This window comes from Pseudoalteromonas sp. Z1A2, assembly GCF_011378755.1.
In the GTDB taxonomy this organism is placed as follows: domain Bacteria; phylum Pseudomonadota; class Gammaproteobacteria; order Enterobacterales; family Alteromonadaceae; genus Pseudoalteromonas; species Pseudoalteromonas distincta.
The window spans coordinates 178,377-193,832 of the sequence record NZ_WTKX01000001.1 but is presented as its reverse complement, the minus strand read 5'-3'; the positions used below and the strand labels follow the sequence as shown (position 1 = coordinate 193,832).

The following is a 15,456-nucleotide window of genomic DNA, read 5'->3' as shown; positions in this document are numbered from 1 at the left end:
TTAAAAATTATGCGTAAGCGTCAGCTTGGCGTTTATTGGTAATTCAGGAAAAGCCAAGGTTGCACCAAAATAACCGCCTTCAAATACAGGGCGCCAATTTTTTTGATTGGTAACGTTGTTTACATCTAAGCGTAACTTGGTGCTAGGCGTAAAAGCATAGCTAGTATTTACGTTTAATGTGTACTGATCGCGAATATGTACGGTTGCCAAAAAGTCTAATGGGTAACTCTTTGTATATAGACCTGAAAAACCCGTTTGCCATTTCGAATTAATTGAATAATTTCCGTTAAAGCTAAAAGATTGCTCAGGGATGCCCTGAACTTGGCGGTTTGAAGGCGCAAATGCGGTAAAACTAGGAGCGCCCACACTGGTGCCTGCAATAATATCAGGGCGTGAGTTGTCAAATGCATCGGCTACTTGGGCAGAATCTTGACTACTTGCAGAATTATCGTAGCGGGCGTCAATGTAGCTATAACCTGCGCTTAACCAGTACGGGTAGGCATCGTAAAATACTTGGCTTTCAAAACCTGTGGTGCGAATACCGGTATTACTGCCATCGCGGTTACGTAAACTACGGCGTTGGCTAAATATTGCGCCATCGGCGTACCAATCGCTATTGTTTGGTGCATATTTTAAACCAAACTCAACTAGGGTATTTTCGGTGGCAAAATTTTGCGCACTAATGGTATTGTCGCCGCCAAGTGTAGTGCCGCCAGCCATGCTATTTGATGTGGCTTCGTTGTAACTTGCTGCGCCATAAGTGGTGTAATCATCGCTTAGTCGGTAATTAAAACTGACTTGCCCTGAATGCAAAGTGTCGTTAATGCTGTCGCTGGCGGCAATTTGCCCTACAGGTGCTATTGGGTCGTTTGCTTGTACGTCATAAAAATCAATGCGGTAGCCAACACTTGTATGAAACTTATCTGTCCAATCTGAATCTTGCTGAATAGCAAAACCCGTTTGCCATGAGCGTGAATCGGTAGTGTCTGATAAGTTAAAGTCGCCGCTGCCATCGTTATTAATATCGTACTGACCACCAGGGGATACAAATACACCTGGACTAATTTCAATTAAACGCGCTTGTTGTGAATCAGTTAAAGGAATGCGGCGATTTGAAATTGGGCCAGTTAAATCAATAGGTAGGTCGGCTTCTGTTGTAAATTGGCTGTAGCCTAGCACGCGGTTGTAACGCACATCAAAAGCAAAAATTGTTTGCTGTTCGTTGCTCCATTGGTAAGTCAGTTCGGTACGGTTCTGCGCGGTATCGGCACCATCTATAATTTCAACAAAGCTATTTTGTGCAATTTCTTCGCGTTGTAAGTGCTGAAAATACGTAATGTTTTTTATTGATGCGTTGTTTGAAAGTTCACGCTTATAAATACTGTGTAGTAAATAAGTAGTGGCTTCGTTTTGATTGTCAGGGTCGGTAAGTACTGTACTACGGTCTATTTTTACTTGCCCAGTAGGTGAAACAATAGAACCTGCCGCTGGAACTGTACTGCCATTTACTTGCACGCCTTGGCCGGTAATATAAAGGCCATTATCTATTAGCGCTTGAGTAGGGCGGTTAATACCTGCGTTATCGGTAAATTCAACTTGGTATAACTCAAAGTTAATATCCCAGCTGCTCTTGTCATCAGGTAACACCCTAAGTGCTGCAAATAGGCTGTCGCTTTTCGTGCCCGAAAAGTCGTAGTAACTGCCGTTATTAATGTGTTCAGCGCTTACTCTAAAACCTACTTTGTCTTTTACTATAGGTGCACTGTAATCAACTAAAACGCTGTACTGATCCCATCGTCCTGCCGATACCGTTGCTTTGCCTTTACTGTCGTCAGTTGATGCTTTTTTAGAATGTAAGTTTACAAAACCACCGTTGCGTTGGCTTGAACCAAATAATACCGGTGGCGCGCCTTTTACTACATCTATTTGTTCTATAGAGTTGAACGATAACGGCACGCCAAAGCCATTATTACCTGCTTGGCGGCGTGTACCATCTTGGAAAAGCTCACCTAGTTGCCCACGAATAGTAGGTAAACTTGGTGCCCCAAAACCACTGGCTGAATAGGTATTAGGGCTTACTGCAAGTACGTCTTGTAAAGTCGTAATATTGAGTTGTTCTATTAACTCGCTTGAAATTGGTGTTACTGATCGGGCTATATCTCGTAGAGCTAAGTTGTCGCCAAAAGGGCCGTCTACAGTGGCATTTTTAACCGAAAGACCTTGAGATCTAATAACTTGGCCTGCCACCTCAATACGCTCAATTGCGCCTTCTTTTGCTGTTTTTGATTCTTCGGCTGCAAAAGCATTAAGTGGTGTATTTAATATGGTGGCTAGGGAAAGTGCTAAATATGCGTGTTTCAAACGTTTTCTCTCTACGGTTAAAATGTTGTTGGCGATAAAGACCGAAAGGATTAAAAATAACTTTCAGTAAAATTTTGATTCTTTTTGTTTTTTAGAACATAACAAAACAGATGCATTATAAAGATGGTAATTAAGTAGTATTGTTTTATTAGTTGATAAAATATTAATACAGCGATTGTACTAGAGTGAATGTAAATATATGCTTTTAATAGAATTTTTAATTATAGACTACTTTCAACCTGCTAACATTTTAAAAGAGTTAACTTTTATGCAGCATTTTTTAAATTACTTAAATAAGCTTCACTTTTAGTACTGCATGGCTTAACTAATGAATTTAATTAAAAATTTTTGAAATAAAAAACAACTTATACGGTCTAGGTTACTTCTACGTTTATTAATATTCATTTAAGGAAATTTTATGACAGGTTCAATGAATTCTGATGTGCAAAACCGTTTGCAGTGGTCACTTTTATCTTTGCGTTTAGGCGTGTTTATTGTAATGGTTATGTGGACATTCGATAAGTTTGTTAATCCTGGGCATAGCGCACGTATTTTTGAACATTTTTACGGTATTAGTGGCTCTACAGATATAGTGGCTTACATTATTGGTGCGGTGCAGTTAGTGCTTGCTTTAGCATTTTTAGCAGGTATTAAAAAGCGTATAACGTACGGTATCATTTTTGTAATGCATGGCTTATCTACGCTTTCTTCTTACAACCAGTACATAGATGGCTTTAATAACTTATTATTCTTTACTGCATGGCCAATGTGGGCTGCGTGTTTTGCACTTTACTTATTACGCGACCAAGACGTGAAATTTACTGTAAAGTAATAAAGTACATGCAAAAAAATTGGTTATAAGCCATAAGGCTTATAACCAATAAGTACACAGGGAGTGTGTGGAAGTCGGTTTGCATGTTATGCAACTAATGCATTGCGTCGTTGTATTGCTCAGCAAGGCTCTCTTTTTGCCCTTCGGTAAGTGCTTTACCCGCTAATTGAAACACTTCGTGTTCTTCTTCACTTAAATGATGATGTACCAAATGGTGTAGCTTTTTAGCTGCAACTAACCATGCAGACGAGCTCATTTCGGTATCTTCAAGTTGTTCAATTAATTCATCAATTTCGTGATGTTCAGCTACGCTGTGGCGCGCTTTTTCGTGAGTTAAGTCATCAAACATAAGTGGGTTATAAAAGTAACGTTCTTCAAATTTTGCGTGATTTTCTAATTCTGTTTTTAGCTCATCCATTAGCGTGTGGCGCTGCTCTGTGTCGCCGTGTGTTTGAATAAGCGCATCTACCAATTCTCGTTGTTTGTCATGGTCATGACGTAGTGCTTCAAAAATATTCATAACTAGTCCTTTACTTGCTCTTTAATTGCTTACAAATATTGAAGCAAGCTAAATGCCATGATTTAACTTGTTGAATTAAATTAGTTTATATTTGTTCGTTTGCTCGTGGGAGTATGCGGCCTGTAAGTTTTACAAGCACGCTCATGCAATATTTTCAGGCTTTAGTTTTACTGATGTGTTGGAGGAGTTAAGGTAGTTAATAAAATAGCGCGCAAATAAAAAAGATGAAAAAATGATACTTTCTTTGATACTATCAGTACGTTCTTTTTTAATTTTTTGTAACGGTGGCTAAAAGTAAATATGCCCATAAAGATCTTGAGATAGATTTATAATCCAGAGCATAGTTTGTTTAATAAGGTACATATGAAAGAAGAACTAAGAGCAAAAATAATTACCGTATGCGATAAAAAAATAGCAGTTAAAGGAGAAAATGTAGGGCTTTCTTTTTATGCATTTTTTGCCAATAAAAACGACGATCCAGAGCTACTTATGGATGCTGCTACTTGGTGGATACACACCCATAAATTAGATCATTTTGTAAAAGCAAAGACCATCAAACAAATGATCTTAGATGGGCTTTAGCTTAAAAATCTGCGGCTACTTCAAACTCTAATCGTTTAAGCGTAATAGGGTGAGTAAATGCTAAGTATTCTGCATGTAAATGTAATCGTTCGGCTTTTTGCCCGTAATGTGTGTCGCCTATAATTGGCATGTTTAAACCTAAGCTGTGCGCACAATGCACTCTTAATTGATGAGTTCGCCCTGTTTTAGGGTATAACTGTAATCGGGTAATATTGTTGTTACGCTCTAAAACCTGCCAGGTAGTAAGTGATTGCTTACCGTGTGTGTAACACACCATTTGGCGCGGTTTATCATCAAAGTCTAGCACTAAGGGCAAATCAATTACTCCGCTATCCTCAGCTACGTTACCATTAACTAATGCTACATAACGTTTATCTATGGTGCGTTCAATAAACTGCTTTTGCAGTGCTTTGTGCACGCGTTTATTAAGTGCAATCATCAATAACCCAGAAGTCGACATATCTAATCTGTGTACAATTAGTGGCCCTGATGCCTCTGGAAACTGCGTTTTTATGCGCATATAAACTGAGTCATCAATATTAACGCCAGGCACTGATAAAAACTCAGCGGGCTTATTTACCACAAGTAAGTCGTCATCTTTATAAACAATACTTAAATCTTTACCCTGAGCTGGGTTGATAAGTAGCGGGTTATCTTCAACATCTAAACCCTTTAGCATATGCCCAAGTATTGGTTGGCATTTACTGTAACAAGAAGGGTAGTAATTCTTATGCTGCCTAATTGCTGATTTAGGTGCTGCTCCCCACCAAAACTCTGCCATAGCAAGTGGCTTTAAGTCATGTTTATAGGCGTATTGTAATAATTTAGGCGCTGCACAATCGCCAGCACCCGAAGGAGGAGTGTGCTCAGGTAATGCTGCAAAAATAGCATTTAAATCTGTAGTTTCACCATTTGCATTTAAAAATTGGTACTGTGCAAATAGCTTTATTTGTAAGCTTTTAGAAAGTGTTTTACGGCGCTTTTTTAAATGAGCAATTTCATTAGAAATATTGATGTGTGTTTGCTGCAGTGACTCGATTATATTTTGCCAATAGGATTTAAGTGCCAGCAGTTGCTTTTTTTCTACGATGCTTTGCCCTGCAAGCTTATTTTTTAACTGCTCAAAATCACTTTCGCTAAGTTCTAATTTGCCTTCGGTACGTTGTATTTTTCGCTGCTGACGACCGGCTTGCATTACTGCCTGTTGAGCTAATAGCGCTTGCTGGTAGCTCTGTGTTGCATCATCAAGTTTGCTATTAACTTCAAGCAGTTGTTCACTATTTTCTAATTGCTCAATTTGAGCATTAATATCGTTAATTATTTTACTTTGAGCCAAATAGCTATCGTCTTGAAGTTGCATGCTAGAAACAGGCGGCACAAAGCTAATATTACCTTTATCACCTTCAATTTGTCCCGAATAAGCACTTAAAAAGCCTAATTGTTGCTTAGCATTTTGCACCACTAAAACCCCAAACATTTTACCTGCATTTTCTGCTTTTAAATGCGCTAACGTTTCAAGCTGTTGCTGTAATTGTTTAGTGGCTGCTACAGCTAATGGTTGCGGCTCGTAATAAAAAGGGAAAGTAAACTTTTCAGGAAGCGCGAGAGCATCAATATTTTGAGAAAATAATGTAAAGCAAGAAGCAGAATTTGACATAGAAGTAAGAGAAAAGCATTCAGTAAAATAATTGAGCGCATAATAACATATTCATAGTTAAGCCACTAAAAATCTCGCACCCGCATATTCATAAACACTTTAAAGCGGACATTCATGTTTTATGTATCAGTATGGGGTCGCAGCAAGCATAGGCGTTTGTTAGTAAAGTCTCAGTAGTAATATATTTATCATTATCAAAATATTTAAGCTTATCGATTCTCAATAATTGAGCGCATTTCGAAACGATGACTTACCTGATAGATCAGAGACGAAAAATCAATTTACAGAATAACTGAATATTTAGGAGTTCTATATTATGAGTCAAAATATCGCAAGTTTTATCACTAAAACCCTCGAACAAGCAGGCGTAAAACGTATTTGGGGAGTAACTGGCGATTCACTTAACGGCATTAGTGAAAGTCTGCGAAAAATGGGAACAATTGAATGGCTAGGTACGCGACATGAAGAAGTTGCCGCATTTGCAGCTGGTGGCGAAGCACATTTATCAGGCGAGCTTGCGGTGTGTGCGGGTTCTTGCGGGCCAGGTAACCTTCATTTAATTAATGGCTTATTTGATTGTCAGCGCAATAATGTACCAGTATTAGCAATTGCCGCACATATTCCTTCATCTGAAATTGGCAGTAGTTATTTTCAAGAAACCCATCCGCAAGAATTATTTAAAGAATGCAGTGTGTATTGTGAAATGGTGTCGAGCCCTGAGCAAATGCCGTACCTGCTAGAAACAGCAATGCGACAAGCAATACTAAACAAAGGCGTGAGTGTACTTGTGCTACCTGGCGATATTGCATTAAAAGATATGCCTAAAGCTATTAAGCCGAAATGGAACGTGCCAAAGCCAGCAACTTATACCCCCGCTTTATCTGATATTGAAGCAATGGCGACTCATCTTAATAAAAGTAAAAAAGTAACCTTATTGTGTGGTGCTGGTTGTAAGGATGCCCACGACGAAATTGTTGCGCTAGCCGAAAAATTACAAGCACCGATAGTGCATGCCATGCGCGGTAAAGAATTTATTGAATACGATAATCCTTACGATGTTGGTATGACCGGATTTATTGGCTTTGCATCGGGCTATCATGCAATGCAAGAAGCCGATACGTTATTAATGATTGGTACTAGTTTTCCTTATCGTGCTTTTTATCCCGAAAATACCACCATATTGCAAATTGATAATCAGGCTGCGTCACTCGGGCGACACGTGCAAATTGACTGTGGCGTGTTAGGGGATACTAAAAACTCAGTGGCCACACTGCTTGATTATATTAAAGGTGAACGGACAAGTTCGCACTTACAAAAATGTGTTAAAAATTACAAAGAGTCTCGACAAGATCTTGATGAACTTGCCAGTGGCAAAACCTCGCAAAACTTAATTCACCCGCAATACCTAACGCGTTTACTCAACGAGCAAGCAGCTGACGATGCTGTTTTTACTTGTGATGTAGGTACGCCAACAGTGTGGGCTGCGCGTTATTTATCAATGAATGGTAAGCGTCGCTTAATTGGCTCGTTTAATCATGGCTCTATGGCAAATGCGATGTCGCAGGCAATGGGGGTTCAATCTGTTGATAGAGACCGCCAAGTCATTGCAATGTGTGGTGATGGTGGCTTTTCGATGTTAATGGGGGATTTAATCTCACTTAAGCAGCTTAATTTACCAATAAAGATTGTTGTTTATAATAATCGCTCACTTAGTTTTGTGGCTATGGAAATGAAAGCCAGTGGGTTTTTATCAAGCGATACCGATTTAGAAAACCCAAGTTTTGCTAACATTGCACAGGCCTGCGGCTTAAAAGGGATTCATGTGGATGACCCTGAAAAATTACCATCGGCAATGAACGAGATGATGAACCACTCAGGACCTGTTGTTTTAGAAGTCGATACAGCAAAACAAGAGCTTTCAATGCCGCCGCAAATCAAATTAGAGCAAGCAAAAGGCTTTAGCGTTTACATGATGAAAGCGCTGATAAATGGCAAAGGAAACGAGATTGTAGAGCTTGCCAAAACTAACTGGTCACGCTAGTTAGTTACTTCCCTATTGAGTATTTTAGCTCAATAGGGAAGTGCCAAGTAATAATCCTCACTATCATCTTTTATTATTAATAAGCTAAGGCTGCTGTTTGTAAGTGATTGAACCGAAATAGAAAACCATATATGGTTTATCATTAAATTAATAAAAGCACGCATAAAATACCTCTACTCATAGAGGGAACAGAGCAATAATGAAATGGAAATCGGTTTTACTGTCGCTGGCTGTTTTATGGCTTATTCAAGCTCAGCAAAGCAGTTTACGCACCAGTGAATACGCAAATATCTAGCCTATTGCAAGTAAATTCAACGCAGTTAGCGCTGAAAATAGCTGCTTGAGATAGATTTATTATCCAGAGTTTAGGTTATTTAGAAAGCGCTGAACTGTTTTTACGTTGGAATCACTATGAGGTTTTTGAGTTTGACTCAAGTGCAATGTAATGAGCTAAAACATTTAGCATTGGCCTCAATTGCTACTTGGTAGTTGTTTTTAGTTTAATGTTTTACTCGCTTTACTCAATTAAAGTAAAGCGAGCGCTCAGTATCAGTTACAAACTCTTTTTAGGCGGTAGGGCTACGTTTGCAAATATTAGCCCTGCAACAAGCGACATAAATATTAAAAACGTTTGCTGGCCTATATGCTCTGCGTATATAAAGTCTTGGCCTTCAATGAGTGAGTTTAAGCCAATATAGGTTTTGCTACCTGGTACTAATACAATTAAGCCTTGCATGGCCACAATAGAAGCCGGCGCATTAGCAACACGGTTAAACAAGTTACTAAATATACCTACCGATAAAGCACCCACAAACGTACCTAACGTGTAATCAAGGTACATAGCCGAGCCAATACTGGTGCCATACGCTATAAAGCCTGATGCAATAGACCAAACAGCGTGCTTAAGTTTGGTTCTAAAAATAACGATTAAGCTGCTACAAAGTAAAAATATGGCGAGCCATGCTGTCCACTTTGGTAATGGTTCAGGTTGTACAAAGTCAGCTTGCCCAAAGAGTGCAAAGCCAATGCCTATGCCAATAAAACCGCCAAAATAGAGTTTAAATAACAGCATAAACGAGTCCATGACTCTTGCTGTACCCGACACTAAATGCCGCGCTGCAAGCTCTGCTAAGCCAAGCGCAAGTGCTAAACCGGGTATAAACACAATAATGGCCGAAAGTACCACCAAGCGTATGTTTATTTCAGGTGTTATGTATACGCTTACTGCACAGGCAAGTATGGCCGATATTATTGCTACTAATGGCTCAAGCATATGTGCTACGCGTTTTGAGCGCCCAGACCAAAGCACAAACACATAAACAACTAAAGTAAGAAGCGATGACCAAATAACATCAGTCCAGCTAGTACCCATTAACATTGCAAACGCACCACCAGAAGTTGCAAACGCAACGCCCGTAACAAGTTTATTGTATGGGTTTGGCATTACAAAAATAGCGTCTAGTTGCGCATCAACTTCTTGTAAACTTAGCTTGTCGTCAAGCATTTGGTTTACAAGGTCGTCGGTGTCGGCAAGTGAGCCTAAATCGTGATCGCCAGGGTCTACACGTGCAACATGGGTATATTCGTCTTCGTGGCCATCGGTCCAAATAACAAACGTTACAGAGGTTGGCGACATAACAAACGACGATTTAAGTCCTAAGTATGTAGCCACTTCCATGAGGTGAGCTTCTAGGCGGTAAGCAGGCGTACCATATTTGTGAAGCATCTTACCCAATTTAACGATAAATTTGCGTTTTTCTGTAAAGGTTGCAGTTTTCAAATCTTTTTGGACCAAATATTGCGATAACTAAGCTAAAAATATAGACAATACAGCTAAAAATGCCCACGTTTGATGGGCGCGATTTTAAACACTAATTGGTGTGTGTCTAGTCATTTTTAATCTAATTTTTTATTTTTTTCGGCTATCCATTGCGACATGTATTGAGTGCTGCGCATTGTATGATGTTTGAGCATTTGGCCTGTGAAGTTTTTTTCGCGATGAGCGTTTAAATCACTACTTATTGAATCGACTTTTTGAATTAACGCAGCGCTCAATAGTGCTTTGTTGTACAGCGTATTAAGTAGTGTGCTGCCATCTTGCTGCGCTTGCTCAAAGTCACTTTGATTGGTGTACATTTCAATGGCAGCACTGGCAAAGTCATCGGCGGTGTTGGCTATTTTCCCCGGCCATGGTAAATCGTTATGCATGCCCTCTGCGCCAATATTGGTGGTAACGCTGGGTGTTCGCATAATCATGGCTTTAAGCAATTTACCTTTAATCCCTGCACCAAAGCGCAGTGGTGCTAAACATACGCGTGCGCTTTGCATTACATCAAACGCATTATCGGCCCAGCCTTTTATTAAAAACCCTGTTTTAGGGTTATTTAGTGCCGTGGCTTTTGGTGGTGGATAAGAGCCATAAATATGTAGTTCTGCTTTTGGTAGCTGCTTGCGAATAAGAGGCCATATTTTTTGTAGGTAAAGTACAGCATCCCAGTTTGGTGCGTGCCTAAAGTTACCTATGGTCATAAAGTGCTGGCGCTGCTCAAACGTTTTTGTACTTGTAGGCAGTGAGCTTAAATCGACCATAAACGGTAAATGGTGTAATAAGTTTGGCTCTATTTTAAATACGCTATTTAGTAGGCTCATTTCATAACTTGAAATAATTAAGCTTAGGTCGCAGCGTAAAATAGCGGCAATTTCGCGTTTTGCTATGTCTGAGTGTAAATCGCTGGTTGTAAAATCACGCTCACCTTTAAACGCTTCGTGGCGAGCATTACGCAGACATTGTAAATCTTCGGTGTCTAAAATTTTAATTGCATGAGGGCAATGTTTATCAACGCGCCAGCCAAATTGTTCTTCCATCATAAAACGGTCAAACATGACTATATCTGGATTATAGGCTTTAACGTATTCGTCAAAGCTATCGCAGTTTAGTGCAATGCTTTGGCTGGTTATGCCAAAGTCGTCAAGATTTACCATGTGGTCGGTGCGCTGCGCGGGCGTTGCAAATTCAACGTCCCAGTTTTGCGCTCTAAAGGCATTTAATAACGACATCATGTGCGTTCCCGCAGCAGACGAATTTGGCTCTGGCCATACGTAGCCAATTACCAGCACTTTTTTCATTGGCTAGAATCTCTAATTTGTAAGTTTACATTTACCAGTGTTTTTACTGGCGGGGCTGTATTTTGTAGTAGCTCTTGCAGTATTAAAAGGCACCGCTTGGCTATATCAGTTGTACTTATAGCCACAGTGGTTAAGTGATCATTTATAACCGCGCTATTAGGAATATGGTGGCAACTCACCACTTTAATACAGTGATGTGTTAATGAGTTAATAGCAGCAATAACACCTTGAGCAATAATATCGTTTGCACACACCACAGCGTTTAATGTTGGGTTGTGTTTATATGCTTCTATAAATGCATTTTTAGCGCTAAGGGCTGCGTTTACTGCGCAGTGAATGGGTGCTAATGGTGTAATGCTGTGCTGCGCGCAAGCGGTATTAAAGCCACTTTGCAGTGCTTGTGAATCACTTAAAGTAAGTTCACTGCTTATAAATGCTATGTTTGTCACGCCTTGTGCGAGTAAATGCATACTGGCTACGTGGCTGGCTTTTTTATAGTCGGGTAATACACACGGAGCTGCGCTAAAGGGCACTTCACTCATTAAGGTAATTACTTTGTGTTGCGCGCTGAGCGCATCAAGCCATTTGGGGCAAGTATTAGCAACGGGGCAAATAATAAATGCAGCTGCGTTGTATTCTTTTAAGTTTTTAACTGCGTTTGCTTGTAGCTCAAGACTATTATTACTGCTTACAATCATGGCTTGTAAGCCATTGTCGTTTAACAAAAGTTGTAAGCTGGTAGCAAGGTGTGCCATAGCTGGGTTAGTTAAATCATTTATTACTATGGCCACTAAGTTAGAGCGTTTTGAGCGCATAGCAGCGGCATCACGATTATAAACGTACCCTAGCTCATCTATCGCTTTGAGTATTTTTTGTTTACTTTTATTGCCCACTTTATCGCTTTGGGTAAGTACCAAGGATACGGTTGATTTTGATACACCAGCACGCTCTGCAACATCAAAAATGGTGACTGATTTGGCTTTGTTATGCATTGTATTTTAAGTACCGCAGTGGTGAATAAATAGCGCTGTAGTTTAGCTTAATCAGCACTATTAAGTCATCTTTTAGAGGTGTTTAACTTACCTTAATACTTTATGAACAAAGCAAAACGTGTTTATATACGCCTATAAGAGTAAAAAATAACAAAAGGATAAAAACATGAGCGCTTTTAGGCTGTTAGTTGTCTTTATTTGTTGTGCGGCATTAGTCCCAACAAGTTACGCCGAGCAGGGCTATCAAACCCCATCACCCGAACTTGCAGCATTGGTTGACGCTAAGTTAGCACCCACTAGTTACTTATCGAGCGATGGCCAGTGGCTAGCGCTTTTTGAGCGCAAACGTGTAGTAACCCTTGATGAACTTGCAAAAGAAGAGCTTAAGCTTGCAGGTATTAAGCTAAACCCCGCTAATTTTTCGCGCTCTCGTGTGAGTGCCAAATTTAGTGCCGTGGAGCTTAAGCATGTTCAAAGCGGGTCGGTTATTAGCATTAACAACTTACCTAATGGCATTATCCGCTCACCTAAATGGTCATCTAATAGTAAATATTTAGCCTTTGTTGTTGAGCAACCAACCCAAGCCAACTTATGGCTTTACAGCGTTGAAACCAAACAAGCAAAAGAGTTAACTAGTGCTGCGTTAAATTCGGTACTAACTGCATCGCCATATAAATGGCTGCCAGATAGCAGCGCCATTGTTGCAAATCTTGCTGTTAATTTTGGTAAACCAAGGCTTGAAAATAACAGCCAAAATGTAGTGCCTGTTATTCAACAAAGTACTGGCGAAAAAGCGCCAGCACGTACTTACCAAAATTTATTAACCAGCCCGTTTGATGAATCACAGTTTAAGTTTTACGGGCAAGGGCAATTGGCTTACATAACGCTTGATGGCAATACTCAAGCAATAGGTAGCCCTTCTTTATTTAAATCGTTTTCAGTATCACCTGATTCTACCAATATTTTAGTTGCCGGTATTAATGAGCCGTTTTCGTATCAAGTGCCTTACAGCCGCTTTGCAAGCACGTGGCAAATATGGGGCATGCGCGGCTATGCATTAGCAGAGCTGGCAAAACAGCCACTTGCCGATAATATTCCACAAGGTTACGACAGTGTACGCACTGGCCGCCGTGATTTTGAATGGCGAGCCGATCAAGGTGCTGAAGTTATTTGGGCCGAGGCGCAAGATGGCGGCGACATGAAAACCGACGTTGAGCATCATGATTATGTTTACAGCTTACGTGCACCATTTAAACGCGAGCCTAAATTATTTGCCAAAGTAGAGCGCCGTTATGCGGGAATGGAGTGGGGCAACGAAAACGTAGCAATGCTGACAGACTGGCGCTTTAGCGATCGCCAAGTACGTACTTACATAGTGCAACCACGAAATGCCGACAGAAACCGCGTGCTATTTTCAGAGCGTAGTTACAACGATGCGTACAAAGACCCGGGTAATGCCATTTACGAGCGCAACGATTTAGGCGCAAACGTAATTAAAATTGTAGGCGGGCGTTATATTTACCTGCGCGGTAATGGTGCTTCAGAGCAAGGTAATGTGCCGTTTTTAGATAGGTACGATGTTAAAACAAATAGCAGCAAGCGTTTATGGCAATCAGAAGCGCCATACTATGAGCGTGTTCGTGCACTACTTGATGACGAAGGTGAGCGCTTTATTACTATTCGCGAATCTAAAACTGAGCAACCTAACTTTTTTATACGTGATTTAGATAACGACACGTTAACGCAACTAACGACATTTGAGCATCCGTACCCTGCATTTAAAGGCGTAACTAAAGAGCAATTACGTTATAAACGCGACGACGGCGTTGAGCTTTCGGGCACGCTTTATTTACCACCAGGGTACGATAAAACACAAGGCCCGTTACCGGTACTTATGTGGGCTTACCCACTTGAATACAAAGATAAAGCGGTTGCATCGCAAGTACGCGAATCGCCTTATGCGTTTACCTACATTGGTTATTGGGGCCCAATGCCTTACCTTGCTAAAGGTATTGCCGTGTTTGACGACCCTAAAATGCCAATAGTGGGTATTGATGGCAGCGAGCCAAACGATAACTTTAGAAAGCAGTTAGTATCAAGTGCGCAAGCAGCTGTTGATGTATTAGTTAAAAAAGGTATTGCCGATAAAAACAAAATAGCCATAGCAGGGCACTCGTATGGTGCATTTATGGTTGCTAACTTATTGGCTCATAGCGATTTATTTAAAACAGGTATTGCTCGCAGTGGCGCGTATAACCGCACATTAACGCCGTTTGGTTTTCAAGGAGAAGAGCGTGATTTTTGGCAAGCACAAAGTGTGTACGCTAATATGTCGCCGTTTTTCCATGCTGAAAAAATTAACGAACCAATGCTAATGATCCACGGCCAAGAAGATCCTAATTCAGGAACCTTCCCAATGCAAAGTGAGCGCATGTACGCAGCCCTTAAAGGTTTAGGTAAAGATGCTCGCTTAGTAATGCTCCCTTATGAAGCACATGGTTACCGTGCGCGTAAAAGCTTATTACATGTGTTGTGGGAACAAGAACAGTGGTTAGATAAGTATTTGTTAAATGATACAGCAGAGCCAGTAGAGGTTATTACTGACCCCGTGGTAAGTGCTGGTCAATAGTAATAAAAATGAGTAAGCAACAGCGCGGCTACTTATAGCCGCGTTTTTGCTTTTAATATGAGAGTAAATTAATGATTGATGTAGCAGCACTTGCGGTTTTTATTCCTACGTTCTTTTTTGTGTCGATAACGCCTGGTATGTGTATGACCCTTGCCATGACACTCGGTATGAGCATTGGCGTGCGCCGCACATTATGGATGATGATAGGCGAGCTGTTAGGTGTCGCAAGTGTTGCCATAGCTGCGGTATTAGGTGTTGCAAGCGTAATGCTAAATTACCCAGATGCGTTTGCTATTTTAAAGTGGGTAGGCGGTGCGTACTTAATTTATATTGGCGTTAACATGTGGCGAGCCAAAGGAAAAATGTCGGTCGATACCTCAAAACCAAGTGACGTAAGTAGGAAGTCGTTATTTACGCAAGGTTTTGTAACCGCAATTGCTAACCCTAAAGGGTGGGCGTTTATGATTTCACTACTGCCACCCTTTATAAGTGTTGAGCATGCTGTAGCCCCTCAGCTTTTAGTATTGCTTGGTGTTATAATGACCACCGAGTTTTTAAGTATGTTAGCTTACGCAACAGGCGGTAAAAGCTTACGTTTATTTTTAAGCCGTGGTGATAATATTAAATGGATGAACCGTATTGCTGGTAGCTTAATGGGGTTAGTTGGAATTTGGCTTATTTTTGGTTAGCTCAAAAAGTGGTTGATATTGTCAATT

At 40.5% G+C, this 15,456-nt stretch carries 11 protein-coding genes; 5 read left to right on the top strand and 6 right to left on the bottom strand.

The genetic code is table 11. The features are described from left to right. Entirely contained in the window at positions 1–2,361 is a 2,361-nt protein-coding gene (locus GQR47_RS00800) for a TonB-dependent receptor (protein ID WP_154902961.1), read from the bottom strand. Between the two features lie 418 nt (positions 2,362–2,779). Here GQR47_RS00800 and GQR47_RS00795 point away from each other — a divergent pair, with 418 nt between their 5' ends. After that, entirely contained in the window at positions 2,780–3,193 is a 414-nt protein-coding gene (locus tag GQR47_RS00795; RefSeq protein WP_024597226.1) for a hypothetical protein, read from the top strand. Between the two features lie 94 nt (positions 3,194–3,287). Here the strand turns inward: GQR47_RS00795 and GQR47_RS00790 are convergent, their stop codons facing one another. Then, positions 3,288–3,713 (bottom strand): hemerythrin domain-containing protein, encoded by a 426-nt coding sequence (locus GQR47_RS00790; RefSeq protein ID WP_008134499.1) that lies wholly within the window; start codon positions 3,711–3,713, stop codon positions 3,288–3,290. Positions 3,714–4,076: 363 nt separating this feature from the next. Here GQR47_RS00790 and GQR47_RS00785 point away from each other — a divergent pair, with 363 nt between their 5' ends. Further along, complete coding sequence (locus GQR47_RS00785) at positions 4,077–4,295, top strand: DUF6500 family protein (RefSeq protein WP_024597227.1); 219 nt, start codon at positions 4,077–4,079, stop codon at positions 4,293–4,295. Between the two features lies 1 nt (position 4,296). Here GQR47_RS00785 and GQR47_RS00780 read toward each other — a convergent pair whose 3' ends face one another. After that, on the bottom strand, positions 4,297–5,952 hold the full coding sequence (locus tag GQR47_RS00780) for an RluA family pseudouridine synthase (protein WP_024597228.1): 1,656 nt from the start codon (positions 5,950–5,952) through the stop codon (positions 4,297–4,299). 316 nt (positions 5,953–6,268) lie between these two features. On the opposite strand from GQR47_RS00780, the gene poxB reads away from it, so the two are divergent. Next, positions 6,269–7,993 carry a ubiquinone-dependent pyruvate dehydrogenase gene (poxB, locus tag GQR47_RS00775; RefSeq protein ID WP_024597229.1) on the top strand — a complete coding sequence of 575 codons (1,725 nt, stop codon included), beginning with the start codon at positions 6,269–6,271 and terminating at the stop codon, positions 7,991–7,993. 553 nt (positions 7,994–8,546) lie between these two features. On the opposite strand, the gene GQR47_RS00770 is transcribed toward poxB, so the two are convergent. The 3 genes from GQR47_RS00770 to GQR47_RS00760 all read right to left on the bottom strand — a co-directional run bounded on the left by GQR47_RS00770 (position 8,547) and on the right by GQR47_RS00760 (position 12,111). Then, positions 8,547–9,773 (bottom strand): threonine/serine exporter family protein, encoded by a 1,227-nt coding sequence (locus tag GQR47_RS00770; RefSeq protein ID WP_024597230.1) that lies wholly within the window; start codon positions 9,771–9,773, stop codon positions 8,547–8,549. A 116-nt stretch (positions 9,774–9,889) separates the two neighbouring features. After that, a complete protein-coding gene (locus GQR47_RS00765; RefSeq protein ID WP_024603585.1) occupies positions 9,890–11,119 on the bottom strand; it encodes a glycosyltransferase family 4 protein in 1,230 nt (409 codons plus the stop codon). Then, the gene (locus tag GQR47_RS00760) at positions 11,116–12,111 is read right to left on the bottom strand and encodes a LacI family DNA-binding transcriptional regulator (protein WP_154902960.1); all 996 of its coding nucleotides are present in this window, start codon (positions 12,109–12,111) and stop codon (positions 11,116–11,118) included. The genes GQR47_RS00765 and GQR47_RS00760 overlap by 4 nt, the downstream gene beginning before the upstream one ends. Positions 12,112–12,277: 166 nt before the next feature. Between GQR47_RS00760 and GQR47_RS00755 the strand changes: the two genes are divergently transcribed. Together GQR47_RS00755 and GQR47_RS00750 are read left to right on the top strand one after the other, a co-directional pair. Beyond that, positions 12,278–14,740, top strand: a complete 2,463-nt coding sequence (locus GQR47_RS00755) for a prolyl oligopeptidase family serine peptidase (RefSeq protein WP_154902959.1) — start codon at positions 12,278–12,280, stop codon at positions 14,738–14,740. A gap of 71 nt (positions 14,741–14,811) precedes the next feature. Then, complete coding sequence (locus GQR47_RS00750) at positions 14,812–15,429, top strand: LysE family translocator (protein WP_024595057.1); 618 nt, start codon at positions 14,812–14,814, stop codon at positions 15,427–15,429. Positions 15,430–15,456 lie beyond the last annotated feature (27 nt).